The sequence below is a fragment of the Pseudomonas syringae pv. coryli str. NCPPB 4273 genome (assembly GCF_000972175.1).
Taxonomy (GTDB): Bacteria; Pseudomonadota; Gammaproteobacteria; order Pseudomonadales; family Pseudomonadaceae; genus Aquipseudomonas; species Aquipseudomonas syringae.
In genome coordinates this window covers 1-16,961 of the sequence record NZ_AWQP01000060.1, presented here as the reverse complement: position 1 = coordinate 16,961, position 16,961 = coordinate 1, and the positions used below count along the sequence as shown (strand labels likewise).

Below are 16,961 nucleotides of genomic sequence, written 5' to 3'. Positions count from 1 at the left end.
GGTATTTATATGAACACAGTAATAAGTGCACGAAACCCTCGCTGGTCCGATCTGGCCCATACCTCTATCGTCCTGTCGGTGATTTTCGAGGAAACAAAGGATGTTTTCGGTGAGGTGCCTTTTGGTGCCTCTGCCCAAGATCCTGAGCCACACGGCGTAGACCTTTTCAACCGTGCAGTTGCAGGCGAGTTTGGTGAGATTCTCGAGCCCACCGAGCAGATGGTTCAGGCGCAAGTGATGTGCCAGCGTGGTATTTACTCGGCCGAGGTCACTGCGAAAATCAACGAATTGGTTGCCGATCTGGATATGTTGCAAGATGCCATAACATTGGATATGGCCACTGATGAGCAGCGTAAATCACTGCCTGCTGTAAAAGCCGAGCTCGACGCGCTGCGCCTGTATCGGGTGCAACTTGCTCAACTCGAGACACTGCCAGGCTATCCAATGTCGTTCGATTGGCCGGTGCCGCCTGCAACGCCATTTGTATACGTTAAGCCGTCTGAGGCACCGCCGTTGTCAATAGGCGTAAGTGAAGACGAACTGCCCAAGCCATAACGCCCCGCACTGACGGGGCGTTGTTTTATCCGCCGTTCAACTTGCTTTTACACAGGGGAAATTTATCGACTCAGGGGGCGGGTTAGTCCTGTAACCCCTATAGGAGGACCAATGCCTATCAACCAGCAACAACTACTGCAAATCCTCCCCAACGCCGGCTCTAAAGCCGGCGTTTTCGTTCCTGCTCTCAACATCGCCATGGCCCGTTACGCCATCGACACTCGCCTGCGTATCGCCGCGTTCATCGCTCAGATAGGGCATGAGTCCGGACAGCTTCGTTATGTGCGTGAGCTGGGCAGTGACAGCTACCTGGCGAAGTACGACACGGGCCAGTTGGCGCTGCGTCTGGGCAACACGCCAGAGGCAGATGGCGATGGCCAGCTGTATCGGGGCCGTGGGCTGATTCAGGTGACGGGGCGGACCAACTACGAGGCGTGCGGGGAGGCGCTCGGGCTGGACTTGCTTGCCCAGCCGCAACTGCTCGAACAACCCGACCACGCGGCTATGTCGGCGGCATGGTTCTGGGACCGGGCCAACCTCAATGCGCTGGCAGACAAGGGTGATTTTTTGATGATCACCCGCCGCATCAACGGCGGTACCAACGGCCTGGCGGATCGGCAGGCGCTTTACCAGCGGGCGTTGGAGGTGCTGCCGTGAAAGTGCTGGATATGCGATGCCTGATCCTCGCATTCGTGCTGGGGTCAGGGCTGGGTACATGGGCCGCCTGGAAATGGCAGGCGGCCCGCTATGGCCTGCAACTGTCCGCGCAACAGCTGACTTGGCAGCGCGAGCGCGAGCAGGCGGCGCTCGCGGTCGTCGACTGGCAGAACGCCGAGCAGGCACAACGACGGGCGCTGGAAGTCCGTTTGCACACCAGCGATACAACCATCCACAAGGAGTTGAGCGATGCACAGACTGCTCAGGCTCGTTTGCGTGATCGCCTGGCTACCGCTGATTTGCGCTTGTCAGTCCTCCTCGCCAACAGCCCCACCAACCGTGATGGCTTGCCAGCCGGCACCGATACCGGCGGCGTGGTTCATGGAAGCTCGCGAGGCGAACTTGACCCAGCGGCTGCTGGACGAATTGTCGCCATCACCGACTACGGCGATCAGGGATTGATCGCTTTGAAGGCCTGCCAAGCCTACGTGCGCGAGATTGCGCACTGATGTTCCTCTCGGCTCCCCACCCTCGGCCATCGTGCCCCTGCCTCAATCCCGCCTCCACAAGGAGGCGCGGCCCTCTTTTCAGCCTTTAACTGCTTTTCAATCGGCGCGGCCCGGTACATTCATATTGCACCGGCCGATTCGGTACGCTAATGTCCTGAAACGTACCGATGAGACCCCTTCCGTGACGACAGTCAGCAAGCTTTTGATGCGCGTTATCAAGGCTCACGCCCGTTGGCGTTGGCGCGCCTGACTATTTCCTTGCCGGCCCTGCCGGACCCGTACCTGTATGCCTTCGATTTTTTGATGCTTTTCTCCGTCCCCCGGCCTTGTGGCTGACGTGGGGATGCATGAGTGAAGCAGAATCCGGAAGGCCTGAATCAAGTCAGTAAATCAAAAGGTTGATAGCAAAATGCTGCTGATGATCGATAACTACGATTCGTTTACCTACAACGTCGTGCAGTACCTCGGTGAGCTAGGGGCAGACGTCAAAGTCATTCGCAATGACGAACTGAGCATCGCCGAGATCGAAGCCCTGAACCCGGAGCACATCGTGGTCTCGCCTGGCCCGTGCACGCCTAATGAAGCCGGCGTCTCGCTGGATGTGATCAAGCACTTCGCAGGCAAACTGCCGATTCTGGGCGTGTGCCTGGGGCATCAGTCCATCGGTCAGGCCTTTGGCGGCGACGTGGTGCGTGCGCGTCAGGTCATGCATGGCAAAACCAGCCCGGTCATTCACCAAGACGGCGGGGTGTTCGATGGCTTGAATCATCCGTTGGTGGTCACCCGCTACCACTCGCTGGTGGTCAAGCAGGATACGCTGCCCGACTGCCTGGAAGTGACGGCCTGGACTGCGCTGGAAGACGGTTCGGTCGATGAGATCATGGGCCTGCGCCACAAGACACTGAACGTCGAAGGGGTGCAGTTTCACCCCGAGTCGATCCTGACCGAGCAGGGCCACGAGCTGTTCGCCAATTTTCTCAAGCAGAGCGGCGGCCAGCGTCAGGGCTAAGGATTTTTTATGAGTACCCCCATGGATATCAAAAGCGCGCTCAATCGCGTGGTCAACCAGCTGGACCTGACCACTGAAGAGATGAGCGATGTGATGCGCGAAATCATGACTGGCCAATGCACTGAAGCGCAGATCGGTGCGTTTCTGATGGGCATGCGCATGAAGAGCGAAACCATCGATGAAATCGTCGGTGCGGTGTCGGTGATGCGCGAGCTGGCCGGCAAGGTCGAACTGAAAACCCTGGATGGCGTGGTCGACATCGTGGGGACGGGCGGCGACGGCGCGAACATCTTCAACGTGTCGACGGCGTCTGCTTTCGTCATTGCCGCCGCAGGTTGCACCGTGGCCAAGCACGGTAATCGTGCTGTCTCGGGGAAAAGCGGCAGTGCCGATCTGCTCGAGGCTGCCGGGGTTTATCTGAACCTCACGCCTGTTCAGGTAGCGCGTTGCATCGACAGCGTGGGTATTGGCTTCATGTTCGCCCAGTCTCATCACACGGCCATGAAGCACACTGCCGGGCCGCGTCGCGAGCTGGGTCTGCGCACACTGTTCAATATGCTTGGCCCGCTGACCAATCCGGCCGGCGTTCGTCATCAGATCGTCGGCGTGTTCAACCAGGCGCTGTGCCGCCCGCTGGCCGAAGTGCTGCTGCGTCTGGGCAGCAAGCATGTGCTGGTGGTTCACTCGCAGGACGGCCTGGACGAATTCAGTCTGGCCGCACCGACCTTCGTCGCCGAGCTGAAAAACGGCGAAGTCACTGAATACTGGGTACAGCCCGAAGACCTGGGCATCAAAAGCCAGAGCCTGTACGGCCTTGCCGTGGAAAGCCCGGCGGCTTCGCTGGAGCTGATCCGCGATGCGCTGGGACGTCGCAAGACCGAGAACGGTCAGAAAGCTGCGGAAATGATCGTGCTCAATGCCGGCGCCGCGCTTTATGCTGCAGATCACGCCACCAGCCTGAAAGAGGGCGTGGCCCTGGCGCACGATGCGCTGCACACTGGGCTGGCGCGGGAAAAACTGGAAGAGCTGGGTGCCTTCACGGCGGTATTCAAGCAGGAGAACGAAGCATGAGTGTGCCAACCGTACTGGAAAAGATCCTTGCCCGAAAGGCCGAGGAAGTCGCGGCTCGTCGTGCGATTGTGAGCCTGACCGAGCTTGAACAACAGGCAGCCCGGGCCGACGCGCCACGTGGCTTTGCCAACGCATTGATCACTCAGGCCAAGGCAAAGCAGCCCGCCGTTATCGCGGAAATCAAGAAAGCCTCGCCAAGCAAGGGCGTCATCCGCGAACACTTCCTGCCGGGCGAGATCGCCAGAAGTTATCAGGCCGGTGGCGCGACCTGTCTGTCGGTGCTGACCGACGTGGACTTCTTTCAGGGCGCCGATGCCTATCTGCAGGAGGCCCGCGCGGCGTGCAACCTGCCGGTGATCCGCAAGGATTTCATGATCGACCCCTATCAGGTGGTCGAAGCACGTGCTCTGGGCGCTGACTGCATTCTGCTGATCGTGTCGGCACTGCATGACGTGCAAATGGCTGAACTGGCTGCCGTTGCCAAGGGCCTGAAGCTGGATGTGCTGGTCGAGGTGCACGACGGCGACGAGCTGGAGCGCGCACTCAAGACGCTCGATACACCGCTGGTGGGCATCAACAATCGTAACCTTCATACCTTTGAAGTGAGCCTGGAAACCACGCTGGACTTGCTGCCGCGTATTCCGCGTGATCGCCTGGTCGTTACCGAAAGCGGCATTCTCAATCGTGCGGATGTCGAGCTGATGGAAATCAGCGATGTCTATTCGTTTCTGGTGGGCGAGGCCTTCATGCGTGCCGAACACCCTGGCGCCGAGCTGCAGCGGTTGTTCTTCCCTGAGCGCAAAATCGCGGTAAGCGCTTCGTCCATCGACTGAGCGCATTAAGCTGAACACCCTCCCGAGGTCCGGCATGCAAGACTCGATCATCGACATTTGTGTCGAACAAGGCCTGCAGGCCGAGCAGGATCTTCTCGCGTCGGTATGCTCCGGGGTGGCAGATCACGGTCTGCTGTTCTGGCGACCCAACGATCGGGCGCTGGTCATGCCACGGCGGATGAGCCGTTTACCGGGTTTTGCCGAGGCCAGCGAGACCCTGTCGGACAATGCATGGCCTGTCCTCTTGCGTGAAACCGGCGGCGAGCCAGTGCCGCAGTCCTCTGCCACGCTGAATATCGCGCTGGTCTACGCGCAACCGCCCACTGACGTTGATCGTGACCGCATAGAAACCGCCTACCTGCGATTGTGTAAGCCGATTCTCGGTCTGTTGACCGAGTTGGGCGGGCAGGCTTCGCTGGGCGAGGTGGCGGGTGCATTCTGCGACGGCCGCTTCAACGTCAATCTCGATGGTCGCAAGATGGTTGGAACGGCTCAGCGCTGGCGTCAGAGTCAGGGCGGAACGCGTCCTGTAGTGCTGGCGCACGGTGCCTTGCTGCTGGAAAACGAGCGCGTTCAGATGGCGGCTGCGGTAAATCGCTTCAATGAGTTGTGCGAGCTTGAGCCGCGTGTTCAGGCCGAAAGCCACATTGCCCTGTACGAGGCGTTTTCTGGCGCTGATGTCCTGGAGCGTCTGGCGCAGGCTTACCGGAAGCTGCTCGCTGCGCTCTGAATACCAGGGGCTCAGCGTGTCCCGTAGACCACCATGGTCTTTCCTTTGACGTTGACCAGGCTCTGTTCTTCAAGGGCCTTGAGCACACGTCCGACCATTTCCCTCGAACAGCCGACGATGCGTCCGATTTCCTGGCGGGTAATCTTGATCTGCATGCCGTCCGGATGAGTCATTGCATCCGGCTGCTTGCACAGCTCGAGCAACGTGCGAGCCACTCGCCCGGTGACATCGAGAAACGCCAGATCACCGACCTTGCGCGTTGTGTTGCGCAGGCGCTCGGCCATCTGGCTGCCAAGCGCATACAGAATTTCCGGCTCTTGCCTGGTCAGTTCGCGGAACGAGTCATATGAAATCTCGGCCACTTCGCATTCGGTCTTGGCCCGCACCCAGGCGCTGCGCACGGACTCCTTGCCCGGTTGCTCGAACAGCCCCAGTTCGCCGAAGAAATCCCCGCTGTTGAGGTAGGCGACGATCATCTCCCGGCGCTCGTCATCCTCGATCACAACCGTGACTGAACCCTTGAGGATCAGAAACAACGACTCGGAGCGCTCACCAGCATTGATGATGTTGGTTTTCGCGGGGCAGCGGCGGCGTTCTGCATGGGGCAGCAGCTTGTCCAGACTGTTTGCTTTGGGCGTAAAGGTTATTGCGACCATGCGAGACTTCCGAAATAAGGTGTATGGCCAAATGGCATACCTATAGGTATCGGCTGCGCCTTTATTCTCGCCAGCTTTTCCAGACGTGTAGGAAGCTATTTGCGAATATTCCTACGCATTTCCTACAAAAGGCATTTCTTCCGGGCAGCTTTTGGCCCTGTGATAAGCTGGCGACCCCTTTTTTACAGTGGAGTCTTGGCGATGAAGGCACGCATCCAATGGGCTGGCGAAGCCATGTTCCTCGGCGAATCCGGTAGTGGTCATGTGGTGGTAATGGATGGTCCGCCGGAAAGCGGTGGTCGCAATCTGGGCGTACGCCCGATGGAAATGGTCTTGATCGGTCTGGGTGGCTGCAGCAACTTCGACGTTGTGAGCATTTTGAAAAAGTCGCGCCAACCCGTGGAAAGCTGCGAGGCGTTTCTGGATGCCGAACGTGCCGATGAAGACCCGAAAGTGTTCACCAAAATCCATCTGCACTTCGTCGTCAAGGGACGAGGTTTGAAAGAGGCACAGGTCAAGCGGGCGATCGAACTGTCCGCAGAGAAGTATTGCTCGGCCTCGATCATGCTCGGCAACGCGGGTGTGAAGATCACTCACGATTATGAAATTGTCGAACTGGGCTGAACGCCAGACATCCAACGATCATAAAAACGGCGCACACTCTGGCAGACGGCTTCGGACGTCTGCATAATGCGCCACTTTTTACGGGCGCAGCATGTATTGGTTTTCTGCTGCCGGTCCGAACAGACAACCAAAATCGCCAACGCGAAGAGGTGTTAACCGTCCTACGCAGATGAGCCGGGCTCACCTGACGGGCATGCTTGATCACGCGGCTGGCGCCGCACCCATATAGAGAGTTTTTAACGGTGAAAAGCAAACTCAAGCTCCACGGGTTCAATAACCTGACAAAGACCTTGAGCTTCAACATTTATGACATCTGCTATGCGGAAACTCCGCAGGACCAGCAGGCGTACGTCGAGTACATCAACAATGAGTACGACGCAGAACGCCTGACGCGGATTCTGACCGATGTTGTCGATATCATTGGGGCCAACATCCTGAATATTGCGCGTCAGGATTACGATCCACAAGGTGCCAGTGTGACCATTCTGATCTCTGAGCAGCCGGTGACGCCTACCGAAAGCCAGATCGAAGAGTCGCCAGGTCCACTGCCGGAAACCATCCTGGCACACCTGGACAAGAGCCATATCACGGTCCACACCTACCCGGAAATTCATCCGGTTGACGGTATTGCCACGTTCCGCGTGGATATCGACGTGTCGACCTGTGGTGTTATTTCACCGCTCAAGGCGTTGAACTACCTGATCCATAAATTCGATTCGGATATCGTGACCGTCGATTATCGCGTGCGCGGCTTTACCCGTGACGTGGAAGGCAAGAAGCACTTCATCGACCACGAGATCAACTCGATCCAGAACTACCTGTCCGAAGACACGCGCAACGGTTACCAGATGACCGACGTGAACGTGTATCAGGAAAACCTGTTCCACACCAAGATGCTGCTCAAGCAGTTCGAACTGGACAACTACCTGTTTGGCGACGCCACCAGCAACTTGTCCCCCGAGCAGCGCGAGCAAGTGACCGCCAAGGTCAAACACGAAATGCTGGAAATCTTCTACGGCCGCAACGTCGCCGTATAAACCCGGATTCCGGACATTAAAAAGGCGCCTGATGCAGGCGCCTTTTTTATGGGCGTTGTATACGCATTGTCAGATGCGATAAGTCGACTTGGTCATGACCTTGGCCAGCACACTCATGCCGAACTTGACCGGTGCCGGGAAGCGAAAACCGCCTGCCTTCAGTGCGGACTCAGCGTGGTGTTCTTCATCACTGAGCATCTGTTGCAGGATAGCCCGGGACTTGCCGTCTTCGGTCGGCAGTTGCTCCAGGTGTTCAGCCAGGTGCTTGCAGACCTGATCTTCGGTCGCCGCGACGAAACCCAGGCTGACCCGGTCGCTGATAACACCGGCTATTGCGCCCATCCCGAACGACAGGCTGTAGAACAGCGGGTTCAGCACGCTGGTATGGCTGCCAAGCTGATGAATGCGCTGTTCGCACCAGACCAGATGATCGATTTCTTCTTCAGCCGCATGCTCCATCGCCTTGCGCACCTTGGGCAGCTTTGCCGTCAGCGCCTGGCCCTGATAAAGCGCCTGGGCGCAGACTTCGCCGGTATGGTTGATGCGCATCAGACCCGCGACGTGGCGCGTGTCGACTTCGCTCATCTTGTGTTCAGGCTGAACAACCGCGGGGGAAGGGCGCTGCGAGTGCGCGCTGGATGGTAGCAAGGTGCGCATCGCGCTGTCGGCTTGCAGTAACAGACGGTCGAGGGGGGAATATTGACGTTCGGTAGCCATGGCACCTCCGGAAGATCATGTGGGCAGTTTACCCCAATCGGCCGGAGCGGGCAGGGCCTGTGTTGTCCGACCAGCGCCGATCACACGCGCTGGTCGGCCGGGAAGCCCGAAAACGCTGGCTCAGCCCGGTGGCCAGTTCATCTGACGCTGACCGAGTACGTGCATGTGAATGTGGTAGACGGTCTGACCGCCCAGCTCATTGCAGTTCATCACCACGCGGAAGCCTTCTTCGCAGCCCAGCTCGAGGGCCAGACGCTGCGCCGTGAACAGGATATGTCCGGCCAGGCCTTTGTCTTCCTCGGTCAGATCGTTCAGGGTGCGGATAGGCTTTTTCGGGATAACCAGAAAATGCACGGGTGCCTGTGGGGCGATGTCGTGAAAGGCCAGTACCTGATCATCTTCATAGATGATCTTCGCCGGGATTTCCCGATTGATGATCTTGGTAAACAAAGTGTCCACAGCCGTTTGCTCCTTGTCGGTTGATGGTCGTCACAGGGTATCGCTGTGCTTCAGCGCGTCCGAGTGTACTGAGCAAGACGCGGCTCGCCCAGCCGTTTGTCGGTCAGCGCGGGCAGTATTTCTTGTTGATGTAGCCGCTGATCTGACGAGCCAGCCAGCGTGAAACCAGGCGCGGGCTGAGCGTCCACAACCGGTTACTGAAACCTGGAGTGATCACCGCACGGTTTTTTGCCAGTGCGCGAACGGTATACAGCGCCACTTCTTCGGGACTCATCAGGTTATCCACATTGACCTGCAATTGCGCGGTGCGGAAAAAAGCCGTCTTTGTCGGGCCGGGGCACAGCACCGAGACCTTCACCCCGGCTTTCTTCACTTCCTCGCGCAGCCCTTCGGAAAAATGCAGCACATACGCCTTGCTGGCGTAGTAGGTGCTCATCCATGGCCCGGGCTGAAACGCCGCCACCGAGGCGATGTTGAGTATCTGGCCGCCGCCCTGAATGGCCATCAGGTTGCCGACCGTGTGGCACAGGCGCGTCAGGGCCAGAATGTTCAGATCGATCAGGTCCTGCTCGGCGCTCCAGTCCTGAGCCAGAAAAGGTCCGCAGGTGCCGATGCCCGCAGCGTTGACCAGCAGATCGATCTGGTGGGCACCGTCTTCCAGCTCCAGCAGAAAGCCCGAGAGCCTCAGTGGCTCGCCCAGATCGCAGGCTCGAAGCAGCACTTCCACGCCAAAACGCTGAGTCAACTCCAGTGCAATTGTTTCCAGCAGGTCGCGCTGGCGGGCGACCAGGATCAGGTTGCGACCGCGACGTGCCAGCGCTTCGGCCATCGCCAGGCCTATGCCGCTGGACGCGCCGGTGATCAGGGCGTAACGGGTCATGCATTTCTCCATTGAGCGTGTGGCGAGCGGCAGTCTGCCGAACCGTGAGCAGTCTATTACTTGTCGCTTTGTTCTTCGGGCTCTATGTTGACATCCGCTGGCGCGGTCAAGGCACTGTCACGGCTCTCTTCGTCGTCATAGGGGAGGGATTGCTCGTATTCATCGGTCTGCAATTCCAGCTCATCGCGCAGCATGCCTCCGCCGCCAGCAGTGAGCCCGATCAGGACAATGGGGATGAGTAACACCCACAGAATGGCCAGGGTCTTCACACCTCTGGAGTTCGGTGGCGACGGCGGGCCGAAAGCGTTGGGGCCTTTTGTTCCGGGCAGCAGGACCATCAGAAACGGGAAGACGCTGCCTACGAACGGCACCATGGTCAGCAGCAGAAGCCAGCCCGACCAACCCAGATCGTGCAGCCGCTGAACGCCGATCTGCGCGCCGATGACCGCGAACACGACGAGCACCACCGCCATCAGCAGGCCGCCGGCGACCAGCGAACCGTTCATGACCAGCAGGCATACACCTACCAGCACCAGCGTTGCGGCGCTCAGGACCATGCTCCACGCCAGATAGCGCAAGCGCCCGATACGCCCGTTGATACTCAGCACCTTCAGCGTCGAATGACCGGGCTGATCGGCGCCAACCTGTGCCTTGGGCGGTGCGTAGGGCGATATTTCCAGATGCGCGGGTTTGGGGGAGGGCTGGCTGACCACTTCATCCAGACTCAGGCTGATTTCAATGTCCGGTTCGATGCGTGCTTCGACGCCCGCATCGTTCAGCGCCTTCAGGTAGCGTTCCGCATCCTGGTAAGTAATCCCGCGCTTGAGCGCGACGGGTTGACCGCTGAACAGCTTTTGCACTGCAGACGGTTCGCTTTTGAACAGCCCCGCCAGGTTGGCCTTTGCGGTGTCGAGCTCGACGCCTTCACGCACCTGCCCTTCAAATACAATCTTGAAGTGTGAATCGGCCATACGGGGCTTCCTTGTCTTTAAGTGAAGAACAGTGCCGGGCGCCTGTCTGAGACAGAGCGCCCTGTCGCGTTACTGATGAGGCCGGGTTACTCCTGGAATCAGAAGGGTTTGACGATAACCAGAATGACGATGGCGATCAGGATCAGTACCGGGATTTCATTGAACCAGCGATAAAACACATGGCTGCGGCCATTTTCACCACGGGCAAAGCGTTTCATCTGTGCGCCGCAGACGTGGTGATAGCCGATCAGCAGGACAACCAGTGCGAGCTTGGCGTGCATCCAGCCCTGACTGAAATAACCGCTGGGGTCGAAGCTGATCAGCCAGCCGCCGAAGACCAGCGTTGCGATCATTGCCGGGGTCATGATGCCACGGTACAGCTTGCGCTCCATGACGATGAAACGCTCGCGGCTGACCGTGTCCTCACTCATCGAGTGATAGACGAACAGTCTTGGCAGATAGAACAGGGCTGCAAACCAGCAGACCATTGAAATGACATGAAGCGCCTTTATCCATAGATAGAGCATTTTTGATTATTCCCAGGTTCACGGTGGCCGAATAGTAGTGTCTTGTGCGCCCATACGTCACGTTGTCGGTTGTCGCAGAGGCGATAGGCTCCTATTATCGACCGCTTTCCAGTTGTTTCGTTGAGGGCAGGTTATGGTCAAGGTCGGTATCGTCGGCGGCACGGGTTACACCGGGGTCGAGTTGCTGCGTCTGTTGGCACAGCATCCGCAGGCAGAAGTAGTGGTCATTACCTCGCGCTCGGAGGCCGGCATGCCAGTCGCCGACATGTATCCGAACCTGCGCGGGCACTACGACGGCCTCGCGTTCAGCGTGCCTGACGTGAAAACCCTGGGCGCCTGTGATGTGGTGTTCTTCGCCACGCCCCACGGTGTCGCTCATGCCCTGGCTGGTGAATTGCTCGCGGCAGGCACCAAAGTGATCGACCTGTCTGCCGACTTCCGTCTGCAGGATCCGGTCGAATGGGCCAAGTGGTACGGCCAGCCTCATGGCGCTCCGCAACTGTTGGAAGACGCGGTGTACGGGCTGCCGGAAGTCAACCGCGAACAGATCAAGAACGCGCGACTCATCGCCGTACCGGGTTGCTATCCGACCGCTACCCAGTTGGGTTTCCTGCCGCTGCTTGAAGCCGGTATTGCCGATAACACTCGTCTGATTGCCGACTGCAAATCTGGCGTGAGCGGTGCGGGCCGTGGTCTGAATATCGGTTCGCTGTACTCGGAAGCCAATGAAAGCTTCAAGGCCTACGCCGTGAAGGGTCACCGTCACCTGCCTGAAATCACCCAGGGGCTGCGTCGCGCTGCCGGTGGCGACATCGGCCTGACGTTCGTGCCACACCTGGTGCCGATGATTCGCGGCATTCACTCCACGCTCTATGCAACGGTCACTGATCGCTCGGTGGATCTGCAGGCACTGTTCGAGAAGCGCTACGCCGACGAGCCATTCGTGGATGTGATGCCAGCGGGCAGCCATCCCGAAACCCGCAGTGTGCGTGGCGCCAACGTGTGTCGCATCGCAGTGCATCGTCCGCAGGGCGGCGATCTGGTCGTCGTGCTTTCGGTGATCGACAATCTGGTCAAAGGTGCGTCGGGTCAGGCGGTGCAGAACATGAACATCCTGTTCGGCCTTGATGAGCGCTCCGGGTTGTCTCATGCGGGCATGATGCCGTAGGCAGTGTCGCCGTCCAGCAAATAGTTGACCGATTTTCTAGGAGAAGCGGATAATGCCGTCATTACGCATTACGACGGCTAACGCCGGGAGATATCAGACATGAGTGTCGAATCCTTCACGCCTACCGCTTTGGAGTTCACTCCAAATGCAGCGCACAAGGTGAAAACCCTGGTCGACGAAGAGGGCAATGATCGTCTCAAACTGCGTGTATTCGTTACAGGTGGCGGTTGCTCAGGTTTTCAGTACGGTTTTACTTTCGATGAAGATGTGGCAGACGATGACACCATCGTCGAGCGCGAGGGCGTAAGCCTGGTTGTCGATCCGATGAGCTTTCAGTATCTGGCCGGCGCAGAAGTCGATTATCAGGAAGGGCTTGAAGGGTCGCGATTCGTGATCAAGAACCCGAATGCCTCCACAACCTGTGGCTGTGGCTCCTCGTTCTCGATCTGATCGAAGCTTGCTGTAAACAAAAACGCCGCTCATTGAGCGGCGTTTTGCATTGCAACAGATGTCAGGCGGGGTAGATCGCGCCCAGAACGCGTCTGCCCTTGGCGCCGGTCACCGTCGGACGATTGGCCGGAACGCCTTCGAGGCAGCAATGAGCCAACCAGGCAAACGCCATCGCCTCAACCCAGTCAGGGTCTACGCCGAACTTCTCGGTACTGCTGACCTCTGTGCCGGGCAACAGCTCTGCAAGGCGTTTCATCAGCGCCTTGTTATGCGCACCGCCACCACAGACCAGAAGCTCCCGGGTAATCGCTTGAGCCGATTGCAGGGATTCGGTGATCGTCAACGCTGTCAGTTCCAGCAGAGTGGCCTGTACATCTTCTGGAGCCAGCGTTGGCAACTGGAACAGATGGTGGTGAACCCAGCCCAGGTTGAATACTTCCCGGCCTGTACTCTTGGGGCCCTTGGTCAGGAAAAACTGATCGCTGAGCAGTTTCTTGAGCAACGCAGAATCAACCTTGCCGCTCGCCGACCACGCGCCATCCTTGTCGTAGCTCTCGTGGCGCTGTGACTGTATCCATGCATCGAGCAGGACGTTGCCGGGTCCGCAGTCGAAGCCTTCGACCGGGCGATCGGACTCGATCAGGCTCAGGTTACTGAACCCGCCGATGTTCAATACGGCGCGATGATCCTTGTTGTCGTCGAACAGGGCTTCGTGGAAAGCCGGCACCAGAGGTGCGCCCTGGCCGCCTGCTGCGATATCGCGGCGGCGGAAGTCGCTGACCACGGTAATTTCAGTCAGCTCTGCCAGCAGGGCAGGGTTGCCGATCTGAATGCTGTAGCCGCGCGCAGGCTCGTGACGAATAGTCTGGCCGTGGCTGCCGATGGCGCGAATCTGAGCGGGCACCATGTTTTGATCTTTCAGCAGAGTCTGCACACCCTGTGCGACCAGCCTGCACCACTTTTGCTCCGCAATTGCAGCACGTGCAAGCTCATCCACACCGCTGGAGCAGAGCCCCAGCAGCTCGGCATACAGGTCTTCCGGCATGGGGATGTAGTGAGTGGCCAGAAGCCTTGATCGGTCATCCTGCTTCAAAAGGGCGATATCAATCCCATCGAGACTGCTGCCAGACATCACACCTATATAGAAGAAGTCCATGGATTACCTTTTATTCGAGGCCAGCGTGGTGGCTTTTTCCTGATCCATGCGCGCCATCAACGGCTGGCTTTGCTGCATGAACCGCTGTTTTTCGGATTTGGCGATCGGGTCCGCCATCGGAAGCTTCTGGCCCAGTGGGTCTACGTGAACGCCATTGACCTGAAATTCGTAGTGCAAGTGCGGGCCTGTGGACAGGCCGGTAGTTCCAATATAGCCGATAACCTGACCTTGCTTGACAGTGCCGCCGGTCTGTATGCCTTTGGCGAAGCCCTGCATGTGGCCATACAGCGTGCGGTAGGTGTCGCCGTGCTGAATGATGACGGTATTGCCGTATCCGCCACGGCGGCCGGCGAGCAGAACCTTGCCATCGCCGGTTGCCTTGATCGGCGTACCGCGTGGCGCTGCGTAGTCGACGCCTTTGTGGGCGCGGATCTTGTTGAGGATCGGGTGCTTGCGGCCCATCGAGAACATCGAGCTGATGCGGGCGAAGTCTACCGGGGTACGGATGAACGCCTTGCGCATGCTATTGCCGTCAGCCGTGTAGTAATTAGTATTGCCCTGCTTGTTGGTATAGCGAACGGCGGTGTAGGTCTTGCCCCGGTTAGTGAAGCGGGCGGACAGGATATTCCCTGTACCTACGCTCTTGCCGTTGACCACTTTCTGTTCGTATACCACATCGAATTCGTCACCCTTGCGGATGTCCTGCGCGAAGTCGATGTCGTAGCCGAAGATATTGGCCATGTCCATCGTCATGCTATGAGTCAGGCCGGCACGCTGCGCGGACTGCGACAGGGAGCTGTTGATCACGCCGTGTACGTAGGCGTTACGCACGTTGGGCTTGCTGATCTCACGATTGAATGCGTAACCGCCAGTTGCTGTCTTCGACAGGCTGATCGACTCGACTTCGCTGAGCTTTGTGTGCAATTGCTTGAGCTGGCCATCCGGCGTCAGCTCGAACTGCAGGGTCTGTCCATTCTGCAGCTTGCTGAACTGCTTGGCTTGCTTGTCGCTGGCCAGTACTTCATGAACGGTAGCTGCTGGCAGCCCGACCTTTTCAAACAGGGTCGACAGCGTGTCGCCCTTGCTGACGGTGACCTCCCTGTGGGCAGGATCTTTCGCAGCGGCTGGTGCGGGTTTTTCTGCCTGAGGCTGTGCACTGGCGGTGTCTTGAGCCTGATCGTCGGCATTGTCGATCTGGGCAAATGGCGATTCGGTGGTTTCAGGTGTGGCTTGAGTGGCTTGTTGAGCGTCTTGATCTTGTACGTCCTGATCCGGTGCCTCCAGATCAAGCGGAATGTTCGTTCGTTTGGCTTCGACATCGCTGGATGGAAAAACCAGGAGAGCCAAGCTCAACAATGCGGCGATGCCGCTTGCAGCGAGCAGGTGACTCTTCGGATAAAGCGGGGGCGCTTTAGGCGGTGTGTCTTTCATAGGTAATTTGACTTTGAAAAAGGTGAAATGGAAAAGATGAATGACATGATGAAGATGAAATAACTGTATAAAATATAACCAAAACCTGCTCGAAGCAACCCTTCCCGCGTATCAGTCACTGATTCGCAGGCAAACGCTGGGCAAAACTTGTAATTGGGCTCTGATCTTGTAAGGTTGGTTCCCTTTGAATTGGGGGCTGAAATGAAGTCGGTTGAAGAGCAGCTGGCGCTGATCAAGCGCGGTGCAGATGAACTCCTGGTCGAGGCCGAGCTGGTCGAGAAGCTGAAGCGTGGCCAGCCACTGCGTATCAAGGCCGGTTTCGACCCGACAGCACCCGATCTGCACCTTGGTCACACCGTGCTTATTAACAAGCTGCGGCAGTTCCAGGATCTGGGGCATCAGATCATCTTCCTGATCGGTGATTTCACCGGCATGATTGGCGACCCGAGCGGCAAAAGCGCCACGCGTCCGCCGCTCACCCGTGAGCAGGTGCTCGACTACGCCGAAACCTACAAGTCCCAGGTCTTCAAGATTCTCGATCCGGCCAAGACCGAAGTCGCGTTCAACTCGACCTGGATGGATCAGCTGAGTCCGGCTGACTTCATTCGCCTGTCTTCGCAGTACACGGTCGCGCGGATGCTCGAGCGTGACGATTTCGACAAGCGCTATAAAAGCAATCAGTCCATTGCCATTCACGAATTCCTTTATCCGCTGGTGCAGGGCTATGACTCCGTGGCCTTGAAGGCCGACGTCGAGCTGGGTGGCACCGATCAGAAATTCAATCTGCTGATGGGGCGCGAGCTTCAGCGCGCTTATGGGCAGGAGCCGCAGTGCATTCTGACCATGCCGTTGCTGGAAGGCCTGGATGGCGTGAAGAAGATGTCCAAGTCGCTGGGCAACTACGTCGGCATTCAAGAAGCACCAGGCATTATGTATAGCAAGCTGGTGTCGATTCCTGATTCCCTGATGTGGCGCTACTTCGAGCTGTTGAGCTTCCGCTCGATGGAAGAGATCAACGGCCTGAAGGCTGACTGCGAAGCGGGTGCCAACCCTCGCGATATCAAGATCAAGCTGGCCGAAGAGCTGGTCGCTCGTTTCCATGGCGAGGAGGCTGCGGCCAATGCGCATCGTTCTGCGGGTAACCGTATGAAGGAAGGCGAGCTGCCGGATGATCTGCCGGAGATATCGGTGGCTGCTTCCGAGGACATGCCGATCTCTGCGGTCCTTAATAAAGCAGGCCTGGTAAAGAACGCTGCAGTCGCTCGTGACCTGCTGGCTTCTGGCGGTGTGCGTATAGATGGTGAGGTCGTGGACCGCGGCTTTGTATTCAAGCTGGGTGCGACCCATGTTTGCCAGGCCGGCAAGAAGGCTTTTGGGCGCGTTACGCTGGTTTCCGAAGAAAGTTCAAATTAACGGTTGACTAGTTACGCCAAGGGCCACGGCAGTGTCGGACGCCCCCTGAAACAGGGTGACAACGCGCAGCGGCGCTGCCCGGGCAATGCCAGGCAGCGCCAGTAACCC

Annotated in this window: 20 protein-coding genes and 1 pseudogene; 12 read left to right on the top strand and 9 right to left on the bottom strand. The window is 58.2% G+C overall.

Annotated features, from left to right (window positions below; genetic code table 11):
• Positions 1-9: 9 nt before the first annotated feature.
• The 7 genes from P406_RS22040 (at position 10) to P406_RS22010 (ending at position 5,364) form a co-directional block, all read left to right on the top strand.
• Positions 10-555, top strand: coding sequence for a tail fiber assembly protein (locus P406_RS22040; protein ID WP_046237370.1), 546 nt, complete (start codon positions 10-12; stop codon positions 553-555).
• Between the two features lie 111 nt (positions 556-666).
• Positions 667-1,212 (top strand): glycoside hydrolase family 19 protein, encoded by a 546-nt coding sequence (locus P406_RS22035; protein WP_046237369.1) that lies wholly within the window; start codon positions 667-669, stop codon positions 1,210-1,212.
• Positions 1,209-1,721: a lysis system spanin subunit gene (locus tag P406_RS22030; RefSeq protein ID WP_046237368.1), complete on the top strand. Its 513-nt coding sequence runs from the start codon at positions 1,209-1,211 to the stop codon at positions 1,719-1,721. The genes P406_RS22035 and P406_RS22030 overlap by 4 nt, the downstream gene beginning before the upstream one ends.
• Before the next feature lie 409 nt (positions 1,722-2,130).
• On the top strand, positions 2,131-2,730 hold the full coding sequence (locus tag P406_RS22025; RefSeq protein ID WP_003341087.1) for an aminodeoxychorismate/anthranilate synthase component II: 600 nt from the start codon (positions 2,131-2,133) through the stop codon (positions 2,728-2,730).
• A gap of 21 nt (positions 2,731-2,751) precedes the next feature.
• Positions 2,752-3,801: an anthranilate phosphoribosyltransferase gene (gene trpD, locus P406_RS22020; RefSeq protein ID WP_003316297.1), complete on the top strand. Its 1,050-nt coding sequence runs from the start codon at positions 2,752-2,754 to the stop codon at positions 3,799-3,801.
• Positions 3,798-4,634: an indole-3-glycerol phosphate synthase TrpC gene (trpC, locus tag P406_RS22015; RefSeq protein WP_046237367.1), complete on the top strand. Its 837-nt coding sequence runs from the start codon at positions 3,798-3,800 to the stop codon at positions 4,632-4,634. Before trpD ends, trpC begins: the two co-directional genes overlap by 4 nt.
• A 34-nt stretch (positions 4,635-4,668) precedes the next feature.
• Entirely contained in the window at positions 4,669-5,364 is a 696-nt protein-coding gene (locus P406_RS22010) for a lipoate--protein ligase family protein (protein ID WP_046237366.1), read from the top strand.
• An 11-nt stretch (positions 5,365-5,375) separates the two neighbouring features.
• Here the strand turns inward: P406_RS22010 and crp are convergent, their stop codons facing one another.
• Entirely contained in the window at positions 5,376-6,020 is a 645-nt protein-coding gene (gene crp, locus P406_RS22005; RefSeq protein WP_003411705.1) for a cAMP-activated global transcriptional regulator CRP, read from the bottom strand.
• Between the two features lie 201 nt (positions 6,021-6,221).
• On the opposite strand from crp, the gene P406_RS22000 reads away from it, so the two are divergent.
• Positions 6,222-6,644 carry an OsmC family protein gene (locus P406_RS22000; RefSeq protein WP_003372688.1) on the top strand — a complete coding sequence of 141 codons (423 nt, stop codon included), beginning with the start codon at positions 6,222-6,224 and terminating at the stop codon, positions 6,642-6,644.
• A gap of 242 nt (positions 6,645-6,886) precedes the next feature.
• Positions 6,887-7,681, top strand: coding sequence for an adenosylmethionine decarboxylase (speD, locus tag P406_RS21995; protein WP_003411703.1), 795 nt, complete (start codon positions 6,887-6,889; stop codon positions 7,679-7,681).
• A 69-nt stretch (positions 7,682-7,750) separates the two neighbouring features.
• Here speD and coq7 read toward each other — a convergent pair whose 3' ends face one another.
• The 5 genes from coq7 to hemJ form a co-directional block, all read right to left on the bottom strand.
• Positions 7,751-8,398 (bottom strand): 2-polyprenyl-3-methyl-6-methoxy-1,4-benzoquinone monooxygenase, encoded by a 648-nt coding sequence (gene coq7 / locus P406_RS21990; protein WP_046237365.1) that lies wholly within the window; start codon positions 8,396-8,398, stop codon positions 7,751-7,753.
• Between the two features lie 120 nt (positions 8,399-8,518).
• Positions 8,519-8,857 (bottom strand): histidine triad nucleotide-binding protein, encoded by a 339-nt coding sequence (locus P406_RS21985; protein ID WP_003316306.1) that lies wholly within the window; start codon positions 8,855-8,857, stop codon positions 8,519-8,521.
• 103 nt (positions 8,858-8,960) lie between these two features.
• Complete coding sequence (locus tag P406_RS21980; protein WP_046237364.1) at positions 8,961-9,737, bottom strand: SDR family NAD(P)-dependent oxidoreductase; 777 nt, start codon at positions 9,735-9,737, stop codon at positions 8,961-8,963.
• A gap of 56 nt (positions 9,738-9,793) precedes the next feature.
• Entirely contained in the window at positions 9,794-10,708 is a 915-nt protein-coding gene (locus tag P406_RS21975; protein ID WP_046237363.1) for a DUF805 domain-containing protein, read from the bottom strand.
• Positions 10,709-10,806: 98 nt separating this feature from the next.
• Positions 10,807-11,235 (bottom strand): protoporphyrinogen oxidase HemJ, encoded by a 429-nt coding sequence (hemJ, locus tag P406_RS21970; RefSeq protein WP_003316309.1) that lies wholly within the window; start codon positions 11,233-11,235, stop codon positions 10,807-10,809.
• 133 nt (positions 11,236-11,368) lie between these two features.
• Between hemJ and argC the strand changes: the two genes are divergently transcribed.
• Positions 11,369-12,403 carry an N-acetyl-gamma-glutamyl-phosphate reductase gene (argC, locus tag P406_RS21965; RefSeq protein ID WP_046237362.1) on the top strand — a complete coding sequence of 345 codons (1,035 nt, stop codon included), beginning with the start codon at positions 11,369-11,371 and terminating at the stop codon, positions 12,401-12,403.
• 99 nt (positions 12,404-12,502) lie between these two features.
• Positions 12,503-12,853, top strand: a complete 351-nt coding sequence (gene erpA / locus P406_RS21960) for an iron-sulfur cluster insertion protein ErpA (RefSeq protein ID WP_002551953.1) — start codon at positions 12,503-12,505, stop codon at positions 12,851-12,853.
• Between the two features lie 61 nt (positions 12,854-12,914).
• On the opposite strand, the gene P406_RS21955 is transcribed toward erpA, so the two are convergent.
• Positions 12,915-14,009, bottom strand: coding sequence for an anhydro-N-acetylmuramic acid kinase (locus P406_RS21955; RefSeq protein WP_003411692.1), 1,095 nt, complete (start codon positions 14,007-14,009; stop codon positions 12,915-12,917).
• A gap of 3 nt (positions 14,010-14,012) precedes the next feature.
• A complete protein-coding gene (locus P406_RS21950; RefSeq protein WP_046237361.1) occupies positions 14,013-15,440 on the bottom strand; it encodes a peptidoglycan DD-metalloendopeptidase family protein in 1,428 nt (475 codons plus the stop codon).
• 201 nt (positions 15,441-15,641) lie between these two features.
• On the opposite strand from P406_RS21950, the gene tyrS reads away from it, so the two are divergent.
• Entirely contained in the window at positions 15,642-16,853 is a 1,212-nt protein-coding gene (gene tyrS, locus P406_RS21945) for a tyrosine--tRNA ligase (protein WP_046237360.1), read from the top strand.
• 9 nt (positions 16,854-16,862) lie between these two features.
• On the opposite strand, the pseudogene P406_RS30390 reads toward tyrS, so the two are convergent.
• A pseudogene (locus P406_RS30390) lies at positions 16,863-16,961 on the bottom strand (iron-siderophore ABC transporter substrate-binding protein); the annotation flags it as partial.

Coding starts and splice junctions, on each gene's coding strand:
- P406_RS22035 (WP_046237369.1), top strand. CDS start 667: ATGCCTATCAACCAGCAACAACTACTGCAAATCCTCCCCAACGCCGGC.
- P406_RS21975 (WP_046237363.1), bottom strand. CDS start 10,708: ATGGCCGATTCACACTTCAAGATTGTATTTGAAGGGCAGGTGCGTGAA.
- P406_RS22000 (WP_003372688.1), top strand. CDS start 6,222: ATGAAGGCACGCATCCAATGGGCTGGCGAAGCCATGTTCCTCGGCGAA.
- tyrS (WP_046237360.1), top strand. CDS start 15,642: ATGAAGTCGGTTGAAGAGCAGCTGGCGCTGATCAAGCGCGGTGCAGAT.
- P406_RS22010 (WP_046237366.1), top strand. CDS start 4,669: ATGCAAGACTCGATCATCGACATTTGTGTCGAACAAGGCCTGCAGGCC.
- argC (WP_046237362.1), top strand. CDS start 11,369: ATGGTCAAGGTCGGTATCGTCGGCGGCACGGGTTACACCGGGGTCGAG.
- coq7 (WP_046237365.1), bottom strand. CDS start 8,398: ATGGCTACCGAACGTCAATATTCCCCCCTCGACCGTCTGTTACTGCAA.
- P406_RS22025 (WP_003341087.1), top strand. CDS start 2,131: ATGCTGCTGATGATCGATAACTACGATTCGTTTACCTACAACGTCGTG.
- trpD (WP_003316297.1), top strand. CDS start 2,752: ATGGATATCAAAAGCGCGCTCAATCGCGTGGTCAACCAGCTGGACCTG.
- P406_RS21955 (WP_003411692.1), bottom strand. CDS start 14,009: ATGGACTTCTTCTATATAGGTGTGATGTCTGGCAGCAGTCTCGATGGG.
- hemJ (WP_003316309.1), bottom strand. CDS start 11,235: ATGCTCTATCTATGGATAAAGGCGCTTCATGTCATTTCAATGGTCTGC.
- P406_RS22040 (WP_046237370.1), top strand. CDS start 10: ATGAACACAGTAATAAGTGCACGAAACCCTCGCTGGTCCGATCTGGCC.
- crp (WP_003411705.1), bottom strand. CDS start 6,020: ATGGTCGCAATAACCTTTACGCCCAAAGCAAACAGTCTGGACAAGCTG.
- P406_RS21980 (WP_046237364.1), bottom strand. CDS start 9,737: ATGACCCGTTACGCCCTGATCACCGGCGCGTCCAGCGGCATAGGCCTG.
- P406_RS21950 (WP_046237361.1), bottom strand. CDS start 15,440: ATGAAAGACACACCGCCTAAAGCGCCCCCGCTTTATCCGAAGAGTCAC.
- erpA (WP_002551953.1), top strand. CDS start 12,503: ATGAGTGTCGAATCCTTCACGCCTACCGCTTTGGAGTTCACTCCAAAT.
- trpC (WP_046237367.1), top strand. CDS start 3,798: ATGAGTGTGCCAACCGTACTGGAAAAGATCCTTGCCCGAAAGGCCGAG.